The sequence below is a fragment of the Pantoea sp. SM3640 genome (genome assembly GCF_015654165.1).
GTDB lineage: Bacteria > Pseudomonadota > Gammaproteobacteria > Enterobacterales > Enterobacteriaceae > Pantoea > Pantoea vagans.
The window spans coordinates 3,271,013-3,292,231 of record NZ_CP064872.1; the positions used below are offsets into that span (position 1 = coordinate 3,271,013).

Below are 21,219 nucleotides of genomic sequence, written 5' to 3' on the forward strand. Positions count from 1 at the left end.
ATCATTCCGCGCTGACCAGGCTGGCCGGCGCAGCAATCGACTGACGAATCATCAGGCGGGCATCAAAGCGCGGCATCGGCCCGACGGCTTCGCCGCGTATCTCCGAAATCAGGCGTCGTGCGGCTTCCCGGCCCATCTCATACACCGGTTGCGCTACCACCGTCAGCGGCGGCGTGACAATCTCACTCCACGGAAAATTGTCATACATCACAAAGGAGAGATCGGCAGGGATGCGCAGTCCGCGCTGCGTGACTTCCCGCAGCAGCCACATCGCGACCACGCTGTCTGAGGCCACCAGCGCCGTAGGCGGCTGCGGACGCTGCCACAGCTCAGCCACAATACGGGCAATCTCCGCTTCATCCAGCGCGTTCACTTTCACCAGCGTCGGATCAAATGCCACGCCCGCGGCAGCAAAGGCCTGTATCATGCCACCAACGCGCTGGGCGACTGGCGTCAGGCCAAAATCGCCTGGCGTGCTGTAGTCGGTTGCCAGCGCCATGCTGGTGACATAGGCGATATGACGATGACCTGCCTCCAGCAACTGGGTAGTCGCCTGTTCAGCGACGTCAGTAAATTCGCAGCAGATTGCTTCCACATCAAGGTCAGTCACTGCGCGATCAAATAATTTCAGCGCTCTGCCCTCTTCCAGTACCTGCGTCAGATGGCTGTTGTGCTGGTGCTCCGAACAGCATGGCGCAACGATAATGCCGTCGACCTGCTTTTCCAGCATCACCCGCACTGCATCCTGCTCAGCCTGCAGTTTCTCATCGCTGTTACTGAGCAGCAGATGGTAACCCGCCGTGCGTGCCACATCGGCCATCCCGCGCAGCGCAAGGCCAAAGTGAGGATTTTCGATATCGCCGACAATCACACCGATGGTATTAGAACGCCCGGTATTCATGCTGCGGGCCAGGGCATTCGGACGGTAGCCCAGCGCAGAGGCCGCGCTGGTGACCCGCTCCTGCACCTCATCACTGACGGCCCCATAGCCTCCCAGCGCACGCGCCGCCTGAGCTTTAGAGACGTTTGCTGCACGTGCCACATCCGCCACGGTAGGCGCTTTCGATTGTCGTTTCTGACTCGTCATAATTATTTTGAATCACAGGTTGATGACAGGAATATTGACGCCGAAAAAAGGCTGTGCTTAAACTCATTGTAACCCCTTGAGACCGGTCTCACAATGCCCACGTCTTAAGGTGCCACCTGCGTTGAGACCGGTCTCAATTATAATTGCTGGCTCAACAGTCTCTGATGTTTAAACCTGCAAAAACGGATGAGCTATGAAATCGCAAACCACCCTGGGCACACTGCTCGGCACCGCCCTCGCACTCTGTTCACTTTCGTTCTGTACGCTGGCTGCCAGAGATAATAATCCTTATGGGCTGATCGAACCCGGTCAGCTTCGCGTCGCCAGCGTCGGCGACTCCAAACCGTACACCTTCACGGATGCCAGCGGTCAGTTCACTGGCTTTGACGTCGAGTTCTTCCGGGATGTCGCCCACCGTATCGGGATCGATAAGGTCGATTTTATTGGTCAGGACTTCTCGGCGATCATGCCGGCCGTGGCTAACGGTCAGTATGACGCGGCAGTGGCGGCTATCGGCATCACGCCTGCGCGGGAAAAGACGGTCGATTTTTCGACGGGGTATCTGGCGGGATTTCTCACCGTTCTCACCCGATCTGACAGCGGCGTGAAGGATGTCGCCAGCCTGGCAAAACACCGGCTCGGCGTCGTTCAGGGCACGCTGCAGGAGAGCTATGCCGTCGAACACTTCCCACAGACGGACCTGGTGCGCTTCCCGGATAACAACAGCGCCGTATCCGCGCTCAACAACGGCACGCTCGACGCCATCTTCCTGGACTACGAGGCGGCCAAAAGTTACGCCGAACGCTTTAAGCTGGTCTCTGCCGCCGACATCCCCTCATTTGATGCACCGGCTGGCATTGCCATTGCCAAAGGCAAACCCGCCTTTAAGGCCGCGCTGGACGGTGCCATCAAAGCCGCGATGCAGGATGGCACCTGGAAACGACTTTACGAGAAGTGGTTTCCCGGATCGCCGATGCCAAAACAGTATCTGCCTGGCGGGCAGTAAAGAGGCGGACGTTCGCGTCCTGAGTTAACCGGGGAAACCCCGCCCTGCATGGAGACGGCGATGGACCTGCTCACAATTCTTTCCCGCACCTTCTTTGATTTTCCATCCATGATGGAAGTGCTGCCGCAGATGCTGACCACCGGGCTGGTCAACACGGTGATTATCTCGCTGGCGGCCACGCTGCTCGGCACGCTGTTTGGGCTGCTGCTGGCGCTGATGGGCATTTCGCCCTCACGCTGGCTGCGCCTGCCGGCCCGGCTCTATACCGATCTGTTTCGCGGGCTGCCTTCGATTCTGACCATTCTACTGATTGGTCAGGGCCTGGCGCGCTTCAGCTATCAGCTGTTCGGTCCAACGCCCTATCCGCTGGGAATCTTCGCCCTCAGCCTGATCGCAAGCGCCTATATGGGCGAGATTTTCCGCGCGGGGATTCAGAGCGTGGAGCGCGGCCAGATGGAGGCCTGCCGGGCGCTGGGGATGAGCTATGGCCGGGCAATGCGACTGGTAGTGATCCCACAGGGGATTCGCCGCGTGCTGCCCGCCATCGTTAACCAGTTCATCGCCATCATCAAAGATTCCTCGCTGGTCTACCTGCTGGGCCTGATGACCCAGCAGCGGGAGCTGTTTCGCGTGGGTCAGGATGCGGCGGTGCTCACCGGCAACCTCTCGCCCCTGATGCTGGCCGGGCTGTTCTATCTGATCATCACCGTGCCGCTGACGCACATGGTCAACTATGTCGATGTGCGCTATCGCACCGGCCGCCGTCGCCTGACGGCACCGAAAAGCGGCTTAAAAGAAGTGGATGAAGTCAGAGCGCCCGGCGTTTCACTGGTCACGCAACCCCGAATCGGAGGCACTCATGAATAACCTGAACGGCGCGAGCTGGCACGGCGCCAGTCTGGAGCTACGCGATCTGACGCTGGCCTATGGCCCGATTGAGGTGCTGCGTAACGTCTCGCTGCGGGTCGCGCCAGGCAGCACCACCTGCATTATCGGGCCATCCGGCTCGGGTAAATCGACGCTGCTGCGCGGCATCAACCGGCTGCACGAACCGCAGTCCGGGGATGTCCTGCTGGCTGACCGATCGGTGCTGCACGACAAGCCTGATGCGCTGCGGCTGCGGATTGGCATGGTGTTTCAGCATTTTAACCTCTTCCCCGATCACAGCGCGCTGGAGAACGTGGCGCTGGCCCCGTGGCGGGTCAAAGGCCTGCCCAAATCACAGGCAATGGCGATTGCGCGTCAGCGGCTGGAAGAGGTGGGCCTGGGTCAGCGCGCCGATCACCGGCCACGCGATCTCTCCGGCGGCCAGCAGCAGCGCGTCGCGATTGCCCGTGCGCTGGCGATGGACCCCGAAGTCATGCTGTTTGACGAGGCGACCTCCGCACTCGATCCCGAACTGGTGAAAGGTGTCCTGACGCTGATGGCGGATCTCTGCCGTCGCGGCATGACGATGGTCGTGGTGACCCATGAAATGGGTTTTGCACGCAAGGTGGCGGATCAGGTGGTGTTTATGGATGAAGGCGAGATTGTTGAAGCCGGACCGCCGGGTGCCATTTTTGATGCACCGCAGTCGCCGCGACTGCAACGTTTTCTCTCTGAAGTGCTGTAACTGAGCAAGGAACCTGATAATGGCGTTAAAAACTGAATTGAAAGTGGTGGTACTGGGCGGTGGCGTGATCGGTGTGTCGACGGCGCTGGAGCTGACCAAACGGGGTGCGGCAGTGACGCTCGTGACCGAAGCGGCGCTCTGTTCCGGCGCATCGGGACGTTCACTGTCGTGGCTCAACTCAGCGGGTGAGCGCTCCCTGCCCTACCACGCGCTGCGCATGGCGGGTATCGATCGCTATCGCACCCTGTTTGCTCAACATCCTGACCTCGACTGGCTGCGTTTTGATGGAGGGGTCTGCTGGTTTAAAGACGATGCAGCCGGAACCCAGGCGCGGCATGCCTATGAGAAAGCCCACGGTTACGACTCACAACTCATGACGTCTGACAACGTGGCACAGGCAGATGCGGCCATCGATCCCGACGCGCTGCCGTCGCAGGCGATATTCAATCCCGGCGAAGGCTGGGTCAGCCTGCCGCACCTGACCGATTATCTGGTAAATCAGTTCCGGGCGCGCGGGGGTGAAGTGATAGAGCATGCCGGCAAAGCCAGCGTGCTCACCGAGCAGGGCCGCGCCTGTGGCATCCGCAGTGAACAGGGTGAACTGCGGGCAGATGCGGTGGTGGTCGCCTGTGGCCCCTGGACACCAGATGTAGTAGCACCGCTTGGTGTGACAATCCCCAACGGATCGCCGGTCTCCATGCTGGTTATCACGGAACCGGGTAGCCATGAGTTGAAATCGGTGCTGAACACGCCCCGCGCCGCCATACGTCCCAATCCGGGTAACCGCTATGCGCTGGATCATGACTGGTACGAAGAGGATATCCGGCTGCTGCCCGGCGGTGAGTACCATATTGATGAGCAGGTCGTGGTAAAGCTGGCAGATGAAGCGAGCAGGCTGTTACGGGGTGACGAGCCGCTCAGCGTTCAGAGCTGGAAGATTGGCCTGAAGCCGATTCCGGGCGATGGCGATCCGGTGCTGGGCCAGTTGCAGAAGGTCCCCGGCTGTTATGTCGCGTTCACGCATTCGGGCGCAACCCTGGCGCTGATTGTCGGGGAATTACTCGCGGAGGAGATCGTAAGCGGTGAGAAGCACCCGATGCTGGCAGGCTTTGGTGCAGAGCGTTTCAGCTAACAAAAAGCCGGTCATCACGACCGGCTGATTTTTATTTATCCACGGAAGAAGATATCACCCGATTTACCCATGACGATTTTGCCGGTGTCATTGGTAATCAGAATGTAGTTGGCGTTGATATACGCCCAGTGGGTATTTTCCTGCGGTGCAGGCAGATTACGCTTTTGCCACTCGGTGATGGTGAAAGTTTTATCGGTGTACTTCTCTGGCACGATGTCACCGATGTTGTACTGTTTGTAGTCAATGATGATGGTGCTGAGATCGTAATTAGGGCGCGCACCATTGACCGTTGACGGCGTGTTTGGCGTAGTCGGCGTAATACCATCATTAGACTGTGAGCTGGTCGGTGCCTGGTTTTGCGCCGCACCGGCATCCGGCTGAGCGGTGCTGGTATCTGGCGTCGCGGGCTGAGCATCAGGATTAGCGGGCTGGATCTGCGGCGGTGGCGGAACGGTGTCCGTTGCTTCGCCAGCAGCCTGTACAGCGGGGATCAGGCTCAGCGAGCCAACCAGTAATCCCATTGATAAAAGTACACGTTGAGTCCTGCGCATAATGATTTCCACGTTGAATTTTGACAGTCAGGCTAAAGTTTATCGCACTTCAGTTCCATTGTGCTGATGCTATGTGCAGGGAAAACAGCGCGGTTCGCTTTACTGCACACAGGCCAGGTAACGGATCAGACCACTTTATCCTGAGTTGCCAGATCGACCAACAACGCAATGCCTAAATAGTTGCTCCAGTTAAAGCCGTTCTGTAGCACCACGATCGCATTGCCGTGACGTTTATCGTAGCCGATAAAACTGGCGTAGCCGCCAATATAGCCCACCTGATAAGTGATTTGCTGCCCTTCGATGGTGTCGGTAACCCAGGCGATATTCTGCGCCTGCGCCCCCTGCTGATACCACGGCCGGTTCACCGCCGCAAAAGCCCGATCCCGTGCCGTATCACCGGTCGCATCAAGATGCGCGCGCAGATAAGCACTCAGATCGCGCGCATTACTGTAAAGACTGGCCGCTGCCACCATATTGCCGTGAAAATGCCAGTCGGGCGTCAGCATACCACGGCGGATAAATTTCGGCTGATCGCCGGCATGACCCAGCGCACGCAGCGGATAACCCTTCAGCGTTTCCGGCTCAAAACTGCTCTGGTCCATCTTTAGCGGTGTAAAGATCAGCTGTGACGCCAGCGTCTGAATGTCCTGATGAAAACGGGTGCGCACGATAAAGCCGAGCAGCGCATAGCCGAGATTGGAGTAGTGCGGCATGCGTACCGCAGATGCTTTGAAATCCGCCAGATAACTCAGCAGTTTGTCGTTGTCGAGATTGCCATAGAAGTTCTCGCCCGTGTCCAGATAACGAACGAACTGCAGCAGCATCGGCAGATCCATATCCTGACGCGGCAGACCGGAGGTGTGCGTCACCAGCTGCAGCAGCGTGATGCGCCGCGCGTCAGCGCTGAGATGAACGTCCTGTGGCAAAAGATCGGCCAGAGTATCGCTCCAGCGCAGCTTACCCTGATCAACCAGCTGGATGATCACTTCTGCCGTCACGCCTTTACTCAGCGATCCCAGTGCAAACAGGGTATCGGGCGTGATCGGGTAGCGATGCACCCGATCGGTGACGCCAAACGGGTAATAACGTGTCGGACCGCCGTGATGAATCACCGCAATGCTGATACCGGGCACCTGCTTCTGCTGCATGTAGTGCTGCACGATGTCATCGACATTTTGGCGAAAGGTAGCGTGCGTCAGATAAACACGGTCGCCCACCGGCGCGGAGGTTTGCGACAGGGTACCGCAGCCCGCCAGCAGGAAGATCACGGAGGGGATGCATCGCGTTGTTAATCTGCTCATCCACCGGCTGGCAGAAGCCATCCGTGTGAGGTGTACGGCCACAGCCTGCCTGCCGGAAAATCCATTTTTCATTTAATAATCATCAGGTTAATTTTCTTTGATACGCAGCAGGCCAGATATAGCGCAAAAATGTACCATAAAGTGCTGCGGGCTATCGCCTGCATAACGGGGTTAAAGTGGTGTTAAACACGGTTTAGCCACTGCGTACTGCCCTGGTTAGCTGTGTTGCAGCCCACAAGGGTGTACACTGCTGCGGTTTTGAGGCTTAACGCCGCGCTGAAATTTGATATGCCCGGGAGGCAACCGCATGAAAGAAGGCCCACTGTCCGAAAAAGAGCTGCAATGGCTGGAAGATATGCTGGAAAAATATGGCAGCGAAGCGTCGATTATTGATGTCTCCGAACTGGATGGCCTGCTGACTGCTGTCCTCTCCGGCCCTGTCACCGTCGAACCCAGCCAGTGGCTGGTGGCGCTGTGGGGTGGCGAGAAGCAGATTCCAAAATGGAGCAACGAGCGTGAAATGACGCGCTTTATGTCGCTGTGCTTCCAGCATATGAATGATGTGGCCGATCGCTTATCTGAATTCCCGGAGCAGTTCGAACCGCTGTTTGGCATCCGCGAGATGGAAGGTCTGGAGTTTACCGTGGTGGAAGAGTGGTGCTTCGGCTATATGCGCGGTGTCGCGCTGACTGACTGGTCTGCCCTGCCTGCCGATCTGCAGCCTGCGCTGGACGCTATCGCCCTGCACGGTGTGGAAGAGAACCTCGAAAAGATTGACGCCATGACGCCGGACGAGATGGAAGCCAGCATTGAGGCGATTCGCCCTGCTGCGCTGGCGCTGCACGATCACTGGATTTCCCAGCCGGAAGCCATCCCCGTGCCACAGAAACCTGTCTCAGCTGAGAAACTGCCTGGTCGCAACGATCCCTGCCCGTGCGGCAGCGGCAAAAAATATAAGCAGTGCTGTCTGCATTGATTGACTGATTAGCCCCATCATCTGCCGGGTGTTACTACCGCCCGGCAGGTCTCGCCAGATTATCTATCCGTTACTTTCCCCGACTAGACAGTGCATGCCCTGAGCAACAACAGACTTATCACTGAGGTAAGCGCGATTTTTACCGTCTGTAATAAGCATCATTCCCGATTAGGAATAAAAGTTAACAGGTTTCATGCTGCTTAGTTAAAAAAGTGAAATTTTGCTTTAAAAGCTCATCATTAACTTCACATGAGATATAGCCTGCACGGGTTTAACACTCACTACAAGCTTTGATAGATATACATCTTTATTTTAACAAAAGTTATAAAATTGCAATCTATTGCTGTTATCAATTAGCTGATTTTGAAAAGTGCATTTAATGCTAAATATGAAAGAGCTTTATTTATTGCCATATAATAACGCACGATTATTTTTTGTTAAAATAACATTAACTCTAATCGTATTTTCTACGTTTAAATTTATAATGAAAACAGTCAACCAGACCGGGAGATTACATATAACTTACTGATATTATTAGTAGTTAATCCCAGGAAAAATCAACGGAAATCATTTCTGCGCTGATAGCATTTTATTAAATACATTTACACAAGATTGACAAAAAAATCCGGCACGCAATGTCTGATTAGTTTTTTTGGAGTTTAAAATCGTAAAAAATCCATACTAAATAATTTTATCCTGCCTGGGAACCTCAAGTTAGTTTTCTTCTCTACAGCGTGTGGATGAGAGTATGTAAATTCCCTTTCATCATTTTATTTGTAAGAATGCAGATTAACGTTGATGAACTAACTAAATCGTCCATCTCTCTATCAGACAGAAGTGATGAAAGTGATAAACACTTATCTATCCACTCAGATAAGTGCCTGGTCATGAAACAGGTTAAAGCCTTGCTATGGCAATAAACAACCAACCCTATAGCAGAGCTTAGAAAAGACCGATCAGCATTATTAAACAGAGTGTCAAATAACACTGATTATTAAGCGTTAAGATAAAAAATATATTTTTATTCATTTTTATTACACCGCGTTATCGGGTCATGACTTACTGCCATCTGGAGGTTAACTCACTGTTTTAAATTTTTTTATCAACATAACACAGCAGCATCTGGCTGTTTTTTAATCGCCAGATTCATTTCAACACTATTGGTGAAAAATGAAAATACAATTAATTATTAAAGATACTCAGGGCAATGTTATTGCTACACATGCTTTACAACCTGGAAAGTCGCTGGCATTGGAGTCCATGCCACAGGCTGCGTCCTATGAAGTTCACAGTGTTGATGGGCAGCCTCCCCAGAAGATCATTGCGTCAAAAGCGAATGGCCAGATGAAATTTAAGCTGGTGGATGATGTCACGGGTGAGCAGTATGACATCGTCCTGCAAAACGTCAGCGCAGAAGAAATGCCAGTCATGACAGCCTCTGGTTCGGACGGTGTGATCTATGCGTATGACTATGATGCGACGAATAGCGTATATGAACTTGTTTCGACCTCGACGGATCCTCTTATAGCGGACAATGTCTACGTAGCGGGAGGTGTTTTAGGTGGTCTTGCTGCATTGATTGGTGTGGCTGCAGCGTCAAACTCTGGTGGCAGTGGGGGTTCAAGAAATAACAACTCTGTAGCAGCGAATGAAGACAACGCTGCAGCAACCGGTGAAGACAATAGTGCTGCCAGCGTTATTCCTGCCACAACGCCCTCTCTCGTCGACGACGCCGGTAACCCGGTGGCGGACGGATCTGCCACTAGCGACAGCACGCCGACCATCGGAGGCAGCGGCATGCAGCCCGGCTCCACCGTGACCGTCTCCGACGGCGACACCGACCTCGGCACCGCCACCGTTGACGCGGACGGCAACTGGACCTTCACACCGGATGCACCGCTGGCCGACGGCGAGCACGCGCTGGTCGTTGACGGTACCGACGCGAACGGCAACGCCAGCAGCAGCACCGTCGACGTCATCATCGACACCAGCGCCACAACGCCGGGCATGACCGATGATGCCGGTAACCCGGTCGCCGACGGCGCAAGCACCAGCGACAGCACGCCAACGATTGGCGGCGGCGGCATGCAGCCCGGCTCTACCGTGACCGTCTCTGACGGCGATGCTGAAATCGGCACCGCCACCGTGGACGCGGACGGCAACTGGACCTTCACACCTGACGCCCCGCTTGCTGACGGCGAGCACGCCCTGGTCGTTGACGGCACCGACGCGAACGGCAACGCGGTGAACGACACCGTGAACGTGACCGTCGACACCAGCGCCACCGTGCCGGGCCTGACCGACGATGCCGGTAACCCGGTCGCCGACGGCGCAAGCACCAGCGACAGCACCCCTACCATTAACGGCGGCGGCATGCAGCCCGGCTCTACCGTGGTGATCTCCGACGGCAACAGCGAACTCGGCACCGCCACCGTCGGCGAGGACGGCAGCTGGACCTTCACGCCGGACGCGCCGCTGGACGACGGCGAGCACGCCCTCGTCATTGACGGCACCGACGCAAACGGCAACGCCAGCAGCAGCACCGTCGACGTCACTGTCGACACCAGCGAGACCGTCCCGGGCATGACCGACGACACCGGTAATCCGGTCGCCGACGGCAGCACCACCAGCGACAGCACACCAACGATTGGCGGTGATGGCATGCAGCCCGGCTCCACCGTGGTGATCTCCGACGGCAACAGCGAACTCGGCACCGCCACCGTCGGCGAGGACGGCAGCTGGACCTTTACGCCGGACGCACCGCTGGCCGACGGCGAGCACGCGCTGGTCGTTGACGGCACCGATGCAAACGGCAACGCCAGCAGCAGCACCGTCGACGTCATCATCGACACCAGCGAAACCGTGCCGGGCCTGACCGACGACGCCGGTAATCCGGTGGCTGACGGCGCGACCACCAGCGACAGCACGCCAACGATTGGCGGGGGCGGCATGCAGCCGGGCTCTACCGTGGTGATCTCCGACGGCGACGCTGAAATCGGCACCGCCACCGTGGACGCCGACGGCAGCTGGACCTTCACGCCTGAAACCCCGCTGGACGACGGCGAGCACGCGCTCGTGATCGACGGCACCGACGCGAACGGTAACGCGGTGAACGACACCGTGAACGTGAACGTCGACACCAGCGCCACCGCGCCGGGCCTGACCGACGACGCCGGTAATCCGGTGGCTGACGGCAGCACCACCAGTGACAGCACGCCGACGATCAGCGGCGGCGGCATGCAGCCCGGCTCCACCGTGACCGTCTCCGACGGCGACACCGAGCTCGGCACCGCCACCGTTGACGCGGACGGCAGCTGGACCTTCACGCCCGATGCGCCGCTGGACGACGGCGAGCATGCTCTGGTCATTGACGGCACCGACGCGAACGGCAACGCGGTGAACGACACCGTGAACGTCACCGTCGACACCAGCGCCACCGCGCCGGGCCTGACCGACGACGCCGGTAACCCGGTCGCCGACGGCGCAACCACCAGCGACAGCACGCCAACGATTGGCGGCGGCGGCATGCAGCCGGGCTCAACCGTGACCGTCTCTGACGGCGACAGCGAACTCGGCACCGCCACCGTCGGCGAGGACGGCAGCTGGACCTTCACCCCGGATGCTCCGCTGGACGACGGCGAGCATGCGCTCGTGATCGACGGCACCGATGCGGACGGCAATGCGGTGAACGACACCGTGAACGTGAACGTCGACACCAGCGCCACCGCGCCCGGCCTGACCGACGACGCCGGTAACGCAGTGGCCGATGGCAGCACCACCAGCGACAGCACGCCAACGATTGGCGGCGGCGGCATGCAGCCGGGCTCAACCGTGACCGTCTCTGACGGCGACACCGAGCTCGGCACCGCCACCGTGGACGCGAACGGCAACTGGACCTTTACACCGGATACCGCGCTGGCCGACGGCGAGCACGCCCTGGTCGTTGACGGTACCGACGCGAACGGTAACGCCAGCAGCAGCACCGTCGAAGTCATTATCGACACCAGCGAAACCGTGCCCGGCATGACCGACGACGCCGGTAACCCGGTCGCCGACGGCGCGACCACCAGCGACAGCACGCCAACGATTGGCGGCGGCGGCATGCAGCCCGGATCCACCGTGACCGTCTCGGACGGCGACAGCGAACTCGGCACCGCCACCGTCGGCGAGGACGGCAGCTGGAGCTTCACCCCGGACGCCCCGCTGGCCGACGGCGAGCACGCCCTGGTCGTTGACGGTACCGACGCGAACGGTAACGCGGTAAACGACACCGTGAATATCACCGTCGACACCAGCGCCACCGCGTCGGGCCTGACCGACGACGCCGGTAATCCGGTCGCTGACGGTGCGACCACCAGCGACAGCACGCCGACCCTCAGCGGCGGCGGCATGGAGCCGGGATCCACCGTGACCGTCTCCGACGGCGACACCGAGCTCGGCACCGCCACCGTGGGCGAGGACGGCAGCTGGACCTTCACGCCGGATAGCGCACTGGCCGACGGAGAACACGCGCTTGTGATCGACGGCACCGATGCGAACGGTAATGCGGTAAACGACACCGTGAATATCACCGTTGACACCAGCGCCACCGTACCGGGCCTGACCGACGACGCCGGTAATCCGGTCGCCGACGGCAGCATTACCAGCGACAGCACCCCGACCCTCAGCGGCGGCGGCATGGAGCCGGGTTCCACCGTGGTCATTACCGACGGCAGCACGCCAATCGGCGAAGCTACCGTGGACGCCGACGGCAACTGGACGTTTACGCCAGATACTGCGCTGGACGATGGCGAACACACGCTTATCACTGGTGGTATCGATGCCAACGGCAACAACGTCAGCAATTCTGTAGAGGTCATCATCGACACCAGCGCCACCGCGCCGGGCCTGACCGACGACGCCGGCAACCCGGTCGCCGACGGTGCGACCACCAGCGACAGCACCCCGACCATTAACGGCGGCGGCATGCAGCCCGGCTCCACCGTAACCGTCTCCGACGGCGACACCGAGCTCGGCACCGCCACCGTGGGCGAGGACGGCAGCTGGAGCTTCACCCCGGACGCCCCGCTGGCCGACGGCGAGCACGCCCTGGTCGTTGACGGTACCGACGCGAACGGTAACGCGGTAAACGACACCGTGAACGTGACCGTCGACACCAGCGCCACCGCGCCGGGCCTGACCGACGACGCCGGTAATCCGGTCGCTGACGGCAGCAGCACCAGCGACAGCACGCCGACCCTCAGCGGCGGCGGCATGGAGCCGGGATCCACCGTGACCGTCTCGGATGGCGACAGCGAACTCGGCACCGCCACCGTGGGCGAGGACGGCAGCTGGACCTTCACGCCGGATAGCGCACTGGCCGACGGAGAACACGCGCTTGTGATCGACGGCACCGATGCGAACGGTAATGCGGTAAACGACACCGTGAATATCACCGTTGACACCAGCGCCACCGTACCGGGCCTGACCGACGACGCCGGTAATCCGGTCGCCGACGGCAGCATTACCAGCGACAGCACCCCGACCCTCAGCGGCGGCGGCATGCAGCCGGGTTCCACCGTGACCGTCTCGGACGGCGACGCTGAAATCGGCACCGCTACCGTCGATGCGGACGGCAACTGGACCTTCACGCCGGACGCACCGCTGGCAGACGGCGAGCACGCCCTGGTCGTTGACGGTACCGACGCTAACGGGAATGTCATGAACGACATCGTGAACGTGACCGTCGACACCAGCGCCACCGTACCGGGCCTGACCGACGACGCCGGCAATCCGATAGCCGACGGCGCAACCACCAGTGACAGCACGCCGACCCTCAGCGGCGGCGGCATGCAGCCGGGATCCACCGTGACCGTCTCGGATGGCGACGCCGAACTCGGCACCGCCACTGTCGACGCTGACGGTAACTGGACCTTTACACCGGATACCGCGCTGGCCGACGGCGAGCATACCCTGGTTGTCGACGGTACAGATGCCAGCGGTAATCATGTCAATGACACCATTAATGTCGTGGTGCAAACCGCGCCGTCTATGGAAATCGTTGATGATAACGGTACCGCTATTCTGGATGGCGACACCATCAGTGACAGTACGCCAACGTTCAATGGTAAAAACTTTGAACCTGGAACCACGATTGTCATCGCAGACGGCGATACCACGCTGACTACTGTGACTGTAGGCGCAGATGGCAACTGGACCTTCACACCAACCGCTGGATTGATTGACGGTGCGCATGCCATCGAGGTCACCGTTACCGATCCACAGGGCGTCGGTGCCAGCGGCGTCTTCAACGTCACTGTCGATACCACACCGCCGGAAGGGGTTGATATCTCTACGGTCACGATGGTCGATAACGACGGTGCCACCATCACCGCAGCCGGTATCACAGCAGATAATACGCCAATCTTCAGTGGTACAGCGCTGGAGCCGGGCGCGACCGTGATTATTCGCGATGGTGAAACCGTATTGGGTGAAACCACGGTCAGCGAAGATGGCAGCTGGTCCTTTACGCCTTCAACCTCGCTTGACGATGGTGAACATCAGTTCACATTCGAAGTCACCGATGCAGTCGGTAACAGCAGTGGCGTATCTGAAGCGCTGGACCTGTCAATCTCCGCAACTAAAGGTATCAACACCGGTGTTGTGGTTACTGATGATGATGGCAATGTGATCGTGAATGGTGAAGCCATTAACGACAGCACACCGACCTTTAGCGGCCAGGATCAGACGCCAGGCGTAACAGTCACCATCGCCGATGGTGAAACCGTGCTGGGCAGTGTCGTGGTTGCTGAGGACGGAAGCTGGAGCTTTACGCCTGATACAGCGCTGGCTGACGGTAACCATGCATTAATCGTGACCGTAACAGATGCGGAAGGAAACACCCGTACAGACACTGTTAACGTCGTGGTCGACACCGTTGCGCCAGAGATCATTGATCTGGCCGCAGTGGTCGTCTCTGATGATGCTGGTAATGCGTTAGCTGCTGGCAGCGCGATCAGTGACACCACGCCGACCTTCAGTGCCTCAGGACTGGAAGCAGGCACCACCGTTATCGTTCGCGATAACGATACGGTATTGGGTGAAGCGCAGGTTGCAGATGACGGCAGCTGGTCATTCACGCCGTCTGAAGCGCTGGCTGATGGTGATCACAGCTTTACGTTTGAGGCAGTCGACGCAGCAGGTAACAGCAGCGGTGAATCTGAGGCTGTCAGCTATGTCGTGGACTCTGTTGCACCTGAAGGCGTGGACATTACTACGGTAGTGATCACGGATGAAGTGGGTGCAACTATCGATACAGCCGAAATCCAGAGCGACAGCAAACTCACCTTCAGCGGCAGCGATCTTGAGCCGGGTACCACTGTCACAATGTACGACAAAGGCCAGGTTGTCGGTGAAACCACCGTCGCCGAAGATGGCAGCTGGACTTTTACCGCCACTGACGGATTGTATGATGGCAGCCATGAAGTGACCTTTACTGTCACAGACGCGGCAGGCAACAGCAGCGATCCATCCGGCACGCTGGATCTGAATGTGCAGGCCATTACGCTGACGGCCTCCGACAATGTCAGCTCAGGTGCCGCGGTAGGCTTTACCTATCCGGTTGATGTCAGTGAGGATCTGGGAACCATCCTGCAGGACGGCGGGTTAATCGCGTTCAACAATAAGATCGTCAGTGATCCGATTGTGGTCGCAGACGGCACCATTATCGATCTTGATGTAACCGCGACTTCTTCTGCCTTCATTAACGTCGCCAGTAACTCGACACTGGTGTTGCAGAAGTATGACTCGTCAACCAGCACCTGGGTCACCGTGTCTGAAGAGAACAGCGGAAACCTGTTTGGCATGTTTGGACTGGGCGCATCGACGTCCACCATCACGCTAACCGGGCTGACTGCCGGCCAGTATCAGCTGGTTTACACCACCAGCGGTATTAACGTCGGCGTAAGCTTTAATCTGGACGCCTCTAAAACCGTCTATACGCTGGCGGAACAGGGCACACCGACCGACTACACCACCGCAACCGGCAATGTGATAACAGACGTCGACAGCGTTTATGGTGCAGATGGTATTCCGCACAGTGCCTACACCTCTGTGAGCGCGGCGAGCGTGACCAACAGTGATGGCACCGTGACCTCTGTCACGCTGGATGCTACCACCAAAACCGCCACGCTGGTCGGTCAGTATGGCACGCTGGTCATCAACGCTGATGGCAGCTATGTCTATACCCCGATCTCATCCATGGACAGCATCGGTAAGGTGGATTCGTTTACCTATACCATTACTGACTCTGCGACGGGTCTGAGCTCATCAGCCCAGATTCACGTACAGATTGGTACAACAAACGAAGCGCTGGATCTGAGCTGGGATGCTACCGATCCTTCTGCAACAGCCGTGACGGATATCGCTTCCAGCAACGAGGCGAATGCCAGCGTTACGGTGACTTACGAGTCATCCAGCGCGACGAATACCGACGTTAAGCTGGTCGCAGGCGGGACCGAGAACTACAGTTCGACCTTTACCCTGGCAGGGAATGACGACCTGGTTACCGGTTCGCTGACGTTAACCACCGAGTGGGGATTATTCGGCAACAACTTTGACTCACCATTGAACATCACTTATGCCGTGCAAATGCAGAATAGTGATGGCACATGGACCACGGTGAAAACGCAGACTGCCGTCGTAGCAGCCGGACAGCACAATGAAGAAGTTATCCAGAACCTGGAGATGTCGTCGCTGCTGGACGGCCTGGGTGAGGGGACCTACCGCGTGGCGATTTCAACAACTGGCGCAACAAACGTGGTGAAACTGGATATGTCAGTTCAGACAGTCAGCCCCACCGAGTACGTTATCACCGCGAATGAGGTCGCAACCGGCAACGTGCTAACCGACGAAGGCACAGATGGTGCAGTTGATAAGCTCAGCTCTATCTATACACGGATGTATGCCAAGGCCGGTGACAGCACCAGCGATGTAACGGTCGATGACAGTTATACCTGGGTCACCGAAAGTGGCGTCTCCATAGCGGGTCAGTATGGCACCCTGGTGATCTATAACAACGGTGCTTATACCTACACCCCTGCCACGACTACACTGCCAGCCGGCTCTGAAGACGTCTTCACCTATGCGCTGAAAGGGGCCAATGGTGAAGTGGTTAATGCTACCGTTACGATCCATCTGGGTGTTGAAGTCAACGGCAGCAATGGCGGTGCGCTGGTGTTCCACGGCACTGAAGTCAATGATGTGTTTGATGTGTATGACACCAGCTTCGCCTCGGTAGATGGCGCGGCTGGCGACGATACACTGGCATGGCATGGCAATGGCCAGCTGGTCTTGAGCGACGTCGCGGCGAAAGTCAGCAATATCGAATCAATCATGCTGACCTCAACCACCAGCAGTGACAACCTGGTACTGGATGCGCAGAGCGTGGAAGATGTCACCAGCGAAAGTAATGCTCTCTATATCAAGGGAATCGCTGGCGACAGCGTGACGCTGGAAGGCACCTGGATCAACAGTGGTACGGTGATTGTCGACAGCATCACTTACACGCACTACACCAGCACCACTGCTGCCGGTACCCTGGTCGATATCTACGTGCAGCAGGGGGTTAATCTCTCTTCAGCCACCTATACGGATAGCCAGAATGGGACGGAATATACCGTTACCGCTGCGCAGGATGTAACCGGTACGGCAAGCGACGATATCTTTAACGTGAGCGATACCAGCTTTACCCACATTGATGGCGGTGAAGGTCTGGATACGCTGGTGTGGAGCGGTACGGGCACACTCACACTCAGCGATCTGCAGTCGAAAATCAGTAACATCGAAGAGATCGAGCTGGTGAATGACAGCGCAGTGAATAATCTGGTGGTCACCGCGCAAAACGTAGCGGACATCACCGATGCTGATAACACGCTGTTTGTTAAAGGTGTCATCACAGACACACTGACACTCTCTGGTAGCTGGACGCTGTCAGGCAGTGAAGTGGTCAACAATGTGGATTACGTCCATTACGTTGGTACCACCGCTGATGGTCAGACGGTGAATCTCTATGTTGATCGCGACATGAAACTGAGCAGCACCGAAACCGCGTCTGAAAACAATGCGGCCGACGTAACGGGCGATGTTGCCCTGCTCAGCGACAGCGTGGCACAGAGCACCACGATGAACACCGCAACCAGCAGTTTTACCAGTGAGAGCTTCACGGTTAACAGCATCAGCGATCTGCAGGAGATTAACGTCAGCGTGACCGGGGCGTCGATCAATGCCAGCAATACTGTTTCGGTGAACTGGTCGTTGCAGGTTTACAACGAGCAGACGCTGCGCTGGGACAACGTGACCACCGGCACACAGGCGATCACCAGCGGTAGTCCGCTGAATGTTTCGCTGGCGGGTCAGAATGCGGGAACCTACCGCATCGTGGTCGACAGCACGCAGTCCGGACATCCTGGCTTCCTGTGGTCTACCAGCTATGACGCGCTCACCGTGAAAGTGGCAGTGAACATCGTCAGCACCACCGACTATAAAGTCAGCACCAGTTCCAGCGTCAATGGTTCGGTCTTTACCAGCGACAGCACCAGTGACAGTTCGCTGGTAGTGACGTCGATAACGGCGGGTATTGTGACCGGTGCCGCAAGCTATACGTTGGTTGCCGCTGCGGGAACCACTATCGCGGGTACTTACGGCACGCTGACGATTAAGAACGATGGCAGCTATAGCTACACACTGAATAGCGACTCGGTGATCAAACTGACCGGCAGTGAAGATTCATTCACCTATGTTCTGGCGGATGGAAGCACCAAAAATCTGGTAATCACGCTGGGTGTCTCCGTGGATGGCTCTGAAGGTGGCGCGCTGATCTTTGCCGGTACCGTTGGCGATGACAGCTTCACCGTTCACGACACCCAGTTCACCTCGGTGGACGGGAAGTCGGGTCAGGATACGCTGGTCTGGAATGGCACAGGCGAGCTGAATGTCAGTGAGATTGCGGACAAAGTGAACAATATCGAAATCATCGATCTGCAGGATAACGCCCAGGCAACGGCGCTGCTGATTGGTGCCGATGATATTGAGAAAATCACGGATGCCAGCAATGTGCTGTATGTCAGGGGTGGCAGCAATGACTCCCTTTCACTGCAGGGCGTGTGGGCTGTTAACGGCGTGGAAACGCTGAATAACATCACCTACACCCTCTACACCAGCACGGCGCTGGATGGCACGGCAATCAAACTCTATGTTCAGCAGGGTCTGCAATTCAACGAAGTGACAGAGCATCTTGCCGGTTCCATCCAGGATGTCTCCGCCGATCTGACCGTGGTATCGGTGAGCCAGAACGGTGAAACCACCGCGATCACTGACGATGCGGTGAGCGTCAAAGGTGCCTACGGCACGCTGGTTATCGATGAAGCGGGTCACTACAGCTACGTGGTGGATGATGCGTATGCGCACAGCGGCAACACTGACACCTTCACCTATGCCCTGTCAGACGGCAGCAATGCTTCTCTGAGCTTTAACCTGGGCGTTGATGTTGATGGCAGTGCGGGCGGCGAGATCACCTTCACCGGTACCCGCGGTGGAGATGTTTTCGAAGTCTATGACACCGATTTCACCTCTATCAACGGTGCAGAGGGTAACGATACGCTGGCCTGGCATGGCACAGGAACGCTGAACCTTAGTGATATCTCCGCCAGGGTCAACAATATAGAAACCATCGACCTGATGACGGATGCCGGAAAAGACAATCTGGTCGTAAGTGCAGAAAGTCTGCTGAAGGTCACTGATAACGATAATACGTTATATGTCAGAGGGGAAAATGGCGACACGGTGACGCTGAATGGTAACTGGGAGCAGGCAGACGGAATAGTGGCAAATGGGGTTAACTATAACCATTACACCAGTTCTGCAGCCGATGGCTCCGTGGTACAGTTATATATTGAAGACGATATCACCATCGGATAATTAATATCCGCATTAAAAGCAGGCTGGGTTATTTATACCAGCCTGCTACTTCCCCGCGCTTTAAGCCACCTTTTATGACGGAGATATATTTAATTATCTAAACATCATGAAAAAAATTATTATCATTTTGCACTGCATTCTTATTACCCAATATTCTTTTGCTGCCGATCAAAAAATTTTCTCAGGCAGCGAACCAACCATTAATGAAGCACCGGCAGGTTTCTGGGGCGTATTTTCTAAAACGCCGGATCCCGGAACCTTACCTGCGGGCGGATCTGCGCTGGCAGATAAATTACAAATTAATCCGGCAGAAATTGAAATGCAGCCTGCGGAGTCGAACGGGGCTGAAAGCTTTCCGGCTGACTGGCAGGCGGCTATCCAGCTGGCGGTGAATCATCATCCCTCCATCAGCAGCAGCATTGCGACGCTGGAGTCATCAGGGTTCACCATTGATGCTGCAAAAGCGGGCTATCTGCCCTCTGTAAAAGCAGGTATCACAACCGGTCGACAGCAGGATGAAGGCAACGGCCATATCGCCACCGTCGGCCTCACTCAGATGCTTTACGACTTTGGTAAAACCGGCAGCGCGGTCGATCAGGCCAGCGCGAAATATCTGCGCCAGCAGGCCACTGTTCTGATGCAGATCGACACCATTATCGAACAAACCGCACTGGCGCTGAATGAAGTTTATCGCTCGACGCAGCTGCTTGATAACTCGAAGAAAGAGGTGAAAGCCCTGCGGGATATCCTGGCGCTGACGCAAATGCGTGCCGATGCCGGAGCCAGCACACGGGTGGATCCGGTTCAGGCGCAGGCGCGTGTTGAAGCGGCCCAGGCAGAGCAACTGGATCTGGAAATCAAACTCCAGCAGCAGAAATACCATCTGCAATCATTGCTGGGACAGCCGGTTGCCGAAAAGAAAATATCCGCGCCGATCTCGCTGCTGCCGCTGATTGAGCGTCAGAATGCCCGGATTGATTTAAACCGTAACCCGACTATTTTAGTTGCCCAGGCCGATGCCGCCGTGGCACTGGCCGAGTTACGTAATTACCAAGCGCAGCGCTATCCCACTTTATCGCTTGAAGCCAATACTAATAAATATATCGGCGATATTGCGGATTATCAGCGCCATAGCCAGTACCAGAACGTTTATCTGTCTGTTAACAGCACGCTTTATCAGGGTGGTGCATTAGTGGCGCAGGAAAGCGCCAGTGCCAGAGCGCTGGAAGCGGCCAGAACCACCATAGCCAGTAAAAAACTGGAGATCAGCGATCAGCAACGAAATTATTTTCAGAGCGTAAAGGGATTACAAAAAAATATCAGCCTGCTGACGCGTCGTATGAAAACTATTATGGAAACACGCTCCCTTTATCGTGAGCAATATTTATCACTGGGTAACCGAAACGTACTCGACTTACTTAACGCCGAACAGGAAATAAGCCGTGCTCAGCAGGATTTAATTAATGCCCGCTGCGACCTCTGGGCCTCATCCGTTAATTATCTGGTAGTAACCGGTATGGCACGCGAAGCATTTGATTTAAATAATAAGGTCATTCAGGGACTGCGCATTGCGCCGTAATTCTGTCAGCAATTAAGAGA

General features: G+C 56.9%; 10 protein-coding genes. 7 read left to right on the forward strand and 3 right to left on the reverse strand.

All coding sequences use genetic code 11. From position 1 onward, the window contains the following. Position 1 precedes the first annotated feature (1 nt). Positions 2-1,087 carry a LacI family DNA-binding transcriptional regulator gene (locus IV493_RS15275; RefSeq protein ID WP_195857381.1) on the reverse strand — a complete coding sequence of 362 codons (1,086 nt, stop codon included), beginning with the start codon at positions 1,085-1,087 and terminating at the stop codon, positions 2-4. A gap of 193 nt (positions 1,088-1,280) precedes the next feature. On the opposite strand from IV493_RS15275, the gene IV493_RS15280 reads away from it, so the two are divergent. From IV493_RS15280 to IV493_RS15295, 4 genes are read left to right on the forward strand one after another with little or no spacing between them, the layout of a single operon-like run. Then, positions 1,281-2,093 (forward strand): ABC transporter substrate-binding protein, encoded by an 813-nt coding sequence (locus IV493_RS15280; protein ID WP_195857382.1) that lies wholly within the window; start codon positions 1,281-1,283, stop codon positions 2,091-2,093. Between the two features lie 60 nt (positions 2,094-2,153). Continuing rightward, positions 2,154-2,960: an amino acid ABC transporter permease gene (locus tag IV493_RS15285; RefSeq protein ID WP_033781763.1), complete on the forward strand. Its 807-nt coding sequence runs from the start codon at positions 2,154-2,156 to the stop codon at positions 2,958-2,960. Next, complete coding sequence (locus IV493_RS15290; protein ID WP_013356660.1) at positions 2,953-3,705, forward strand: amino acid ABC transporter ATP-binding protein; 753 nt, start codon at positions 2,953-2,955, stop codon at positions 3,703-3,705. Before IV493_RS15285 ends, IV493_RS15290 begins: the two co-directional genes overlap by 8 nt. A gap of 19 nt (positions 3,706-3,724) precedes the next feature. Beyond that, positions 3,725-4,837: an FAD-binding oxidoreductase gene (locus tag IV493_RS15295; protein WP_195857383.1), complete on the forward strand. Its 1,113-nt coding sequence runs from the start codon at positions 3,725-3,727 to the stop codon at positions 4,835-4,837. A gap of 35 nt (positions 4,838-4,872) precedes the next feature. Here the strand turns inward: IV493_RS15295 and IV493_RS15300 are convergent, their stop codons facing one another. Next, the gene (locus IV493_RS15300; protein WP_107319312.1) at positions 4,873-5,388 is read right to left on the reverse strand and encodes an RcnB family protein; all 516 of its coding nucleotides are present in this window, start codon (positions 5,386-5,388) and stop codon (positions 4,873-4,875) included. Between the two features lie 125 nt (positions 5,389-5,513). Continuing rightward, positions 5,514-6,761: a serine hydrolase gene (locus IV493_RS15305; RefSeq protein ID WP_013356657.1), complete on the reverse strand. Its 1,248-nt coding sequence runs from the start codon at positions 6,759-6,761 to the stop codon at positions 5,514-5,516. Positions 6,762-6,996: 235 nt separating this feature from the next. Here IV493_RS15305 and IV493_RS15310 point away from each other — a divergent pair, with 235 nt between their 5' ends. From IV493_RS15310 to IV493_RS15320, 3 genes are all read left to right on the forward strand, one after another. Beyond that, positions 6,997-7,665: a YecA family protein gene (locus IV493_RS15310; protein ID WP_033781757.1), complete on the forward strand. Its 669-nt coding sequence runs from the start codon at positions 6,997-6,999 to the stop codon at positions 7,663-7,665. A 1,344-nt stretch (positions 7,666-9,009) separates the two neighbouring features. After that, on the forward strand, positions 9,010-19,620 hold the full coding sequence (locus tag IV493_RS15315) for a BapA/Bap/LapF family large adhesin (RefSeq protein ID WP_195857384.1): 10,611 nt from the start codon (positions 9,010-9,012) through the stop codon (positions 19,618-19,620). A gap of 106 nt (positions 19,621-19,726) precedes the next feature. Then, positions 19,727-21,199, forward strand: a complete 1,473-nt coding sequence (locus IV493_RS15320) for a TolC family outer membrane protein (RefSeq protein ID WP_195857385.1) — start codon at positions 19,727-19,729, stop codon at positions 21,197-21,199. Positions 21,200-21,219 lie beyond the last annotated feature (20 nt).

Bases quoted from the DNA above. Each gene is read 5' to 3' on its own strand.
- IV493_RS15275 (WP_195857381.1), bottom strand. From the start codon at position 1,087: ATGACGAGTCAGAAACGACAATCGAAAGCGCCTACCGTGGCGGATGTG.
- IV493_RS15280 (WP_195857382.1), top strand. From the start codon at position 1,281: ATGAAATCGCAAACCACCCTGGGCACACTGCTCGGCACCGCCCTCGCA.
- IV493_RS15285 (WP_033781763.1), top strand. From the start codon at position 2,154: ATGGACCTGCTCACAATTCTTTCCCGCACCTTCTTTGATTTTCCATCC.
- IV493_RS15290 (WP_013356660.1), top strand. From the start codon at position 2,953: ATGAATAACCTGAACGGCGCGAGCTGGCACGGCGCCAGTCTGGAGCTA.
- IV493_RS15295 (WP_195857383.1), top strand. From the start codon at position 3,725: ATGGCGTTAAAAACTGAATTGAAAGTGGTGGTACTGGGCGGTGGCGTG.
- IV493_RS15300 (WP_107319312.1), bottom strand. From the start codon at position 5,388: ATGCGCAGGACTCAACGTGTACTTTTATCAATGGGATTACTGGTTGGC.
- IV493_RS15305 (WP_013356657.1), bottom strand. From the start codon at position 6,761: ATGAAAAATGGATTTTCCGGCAGGCAGGCTGTGGCCGTACACCTCACA.
- IV493_RS15310 (WP_033781757.1), top strand. From the start codon at position 6,997: ATGAAAGAAGGCCCACTGTCCGAAAAAGAGCTGCAATGGCTGGAAGAT.
- IV493_RS15315 (WP_195857384.1), top strand. From the start codon at position 9,010: ATGAAATTTAAGCTGGTGGATGATGTCACGGGTGAGCAGTATGACATC.
- IV493_RS15320 (WP_195857385.1), top strand. From the start codon at position 19,727: ATGAAAAAAATTATTATCATTTTGCACTGCATTCTTATTACCCAATAT.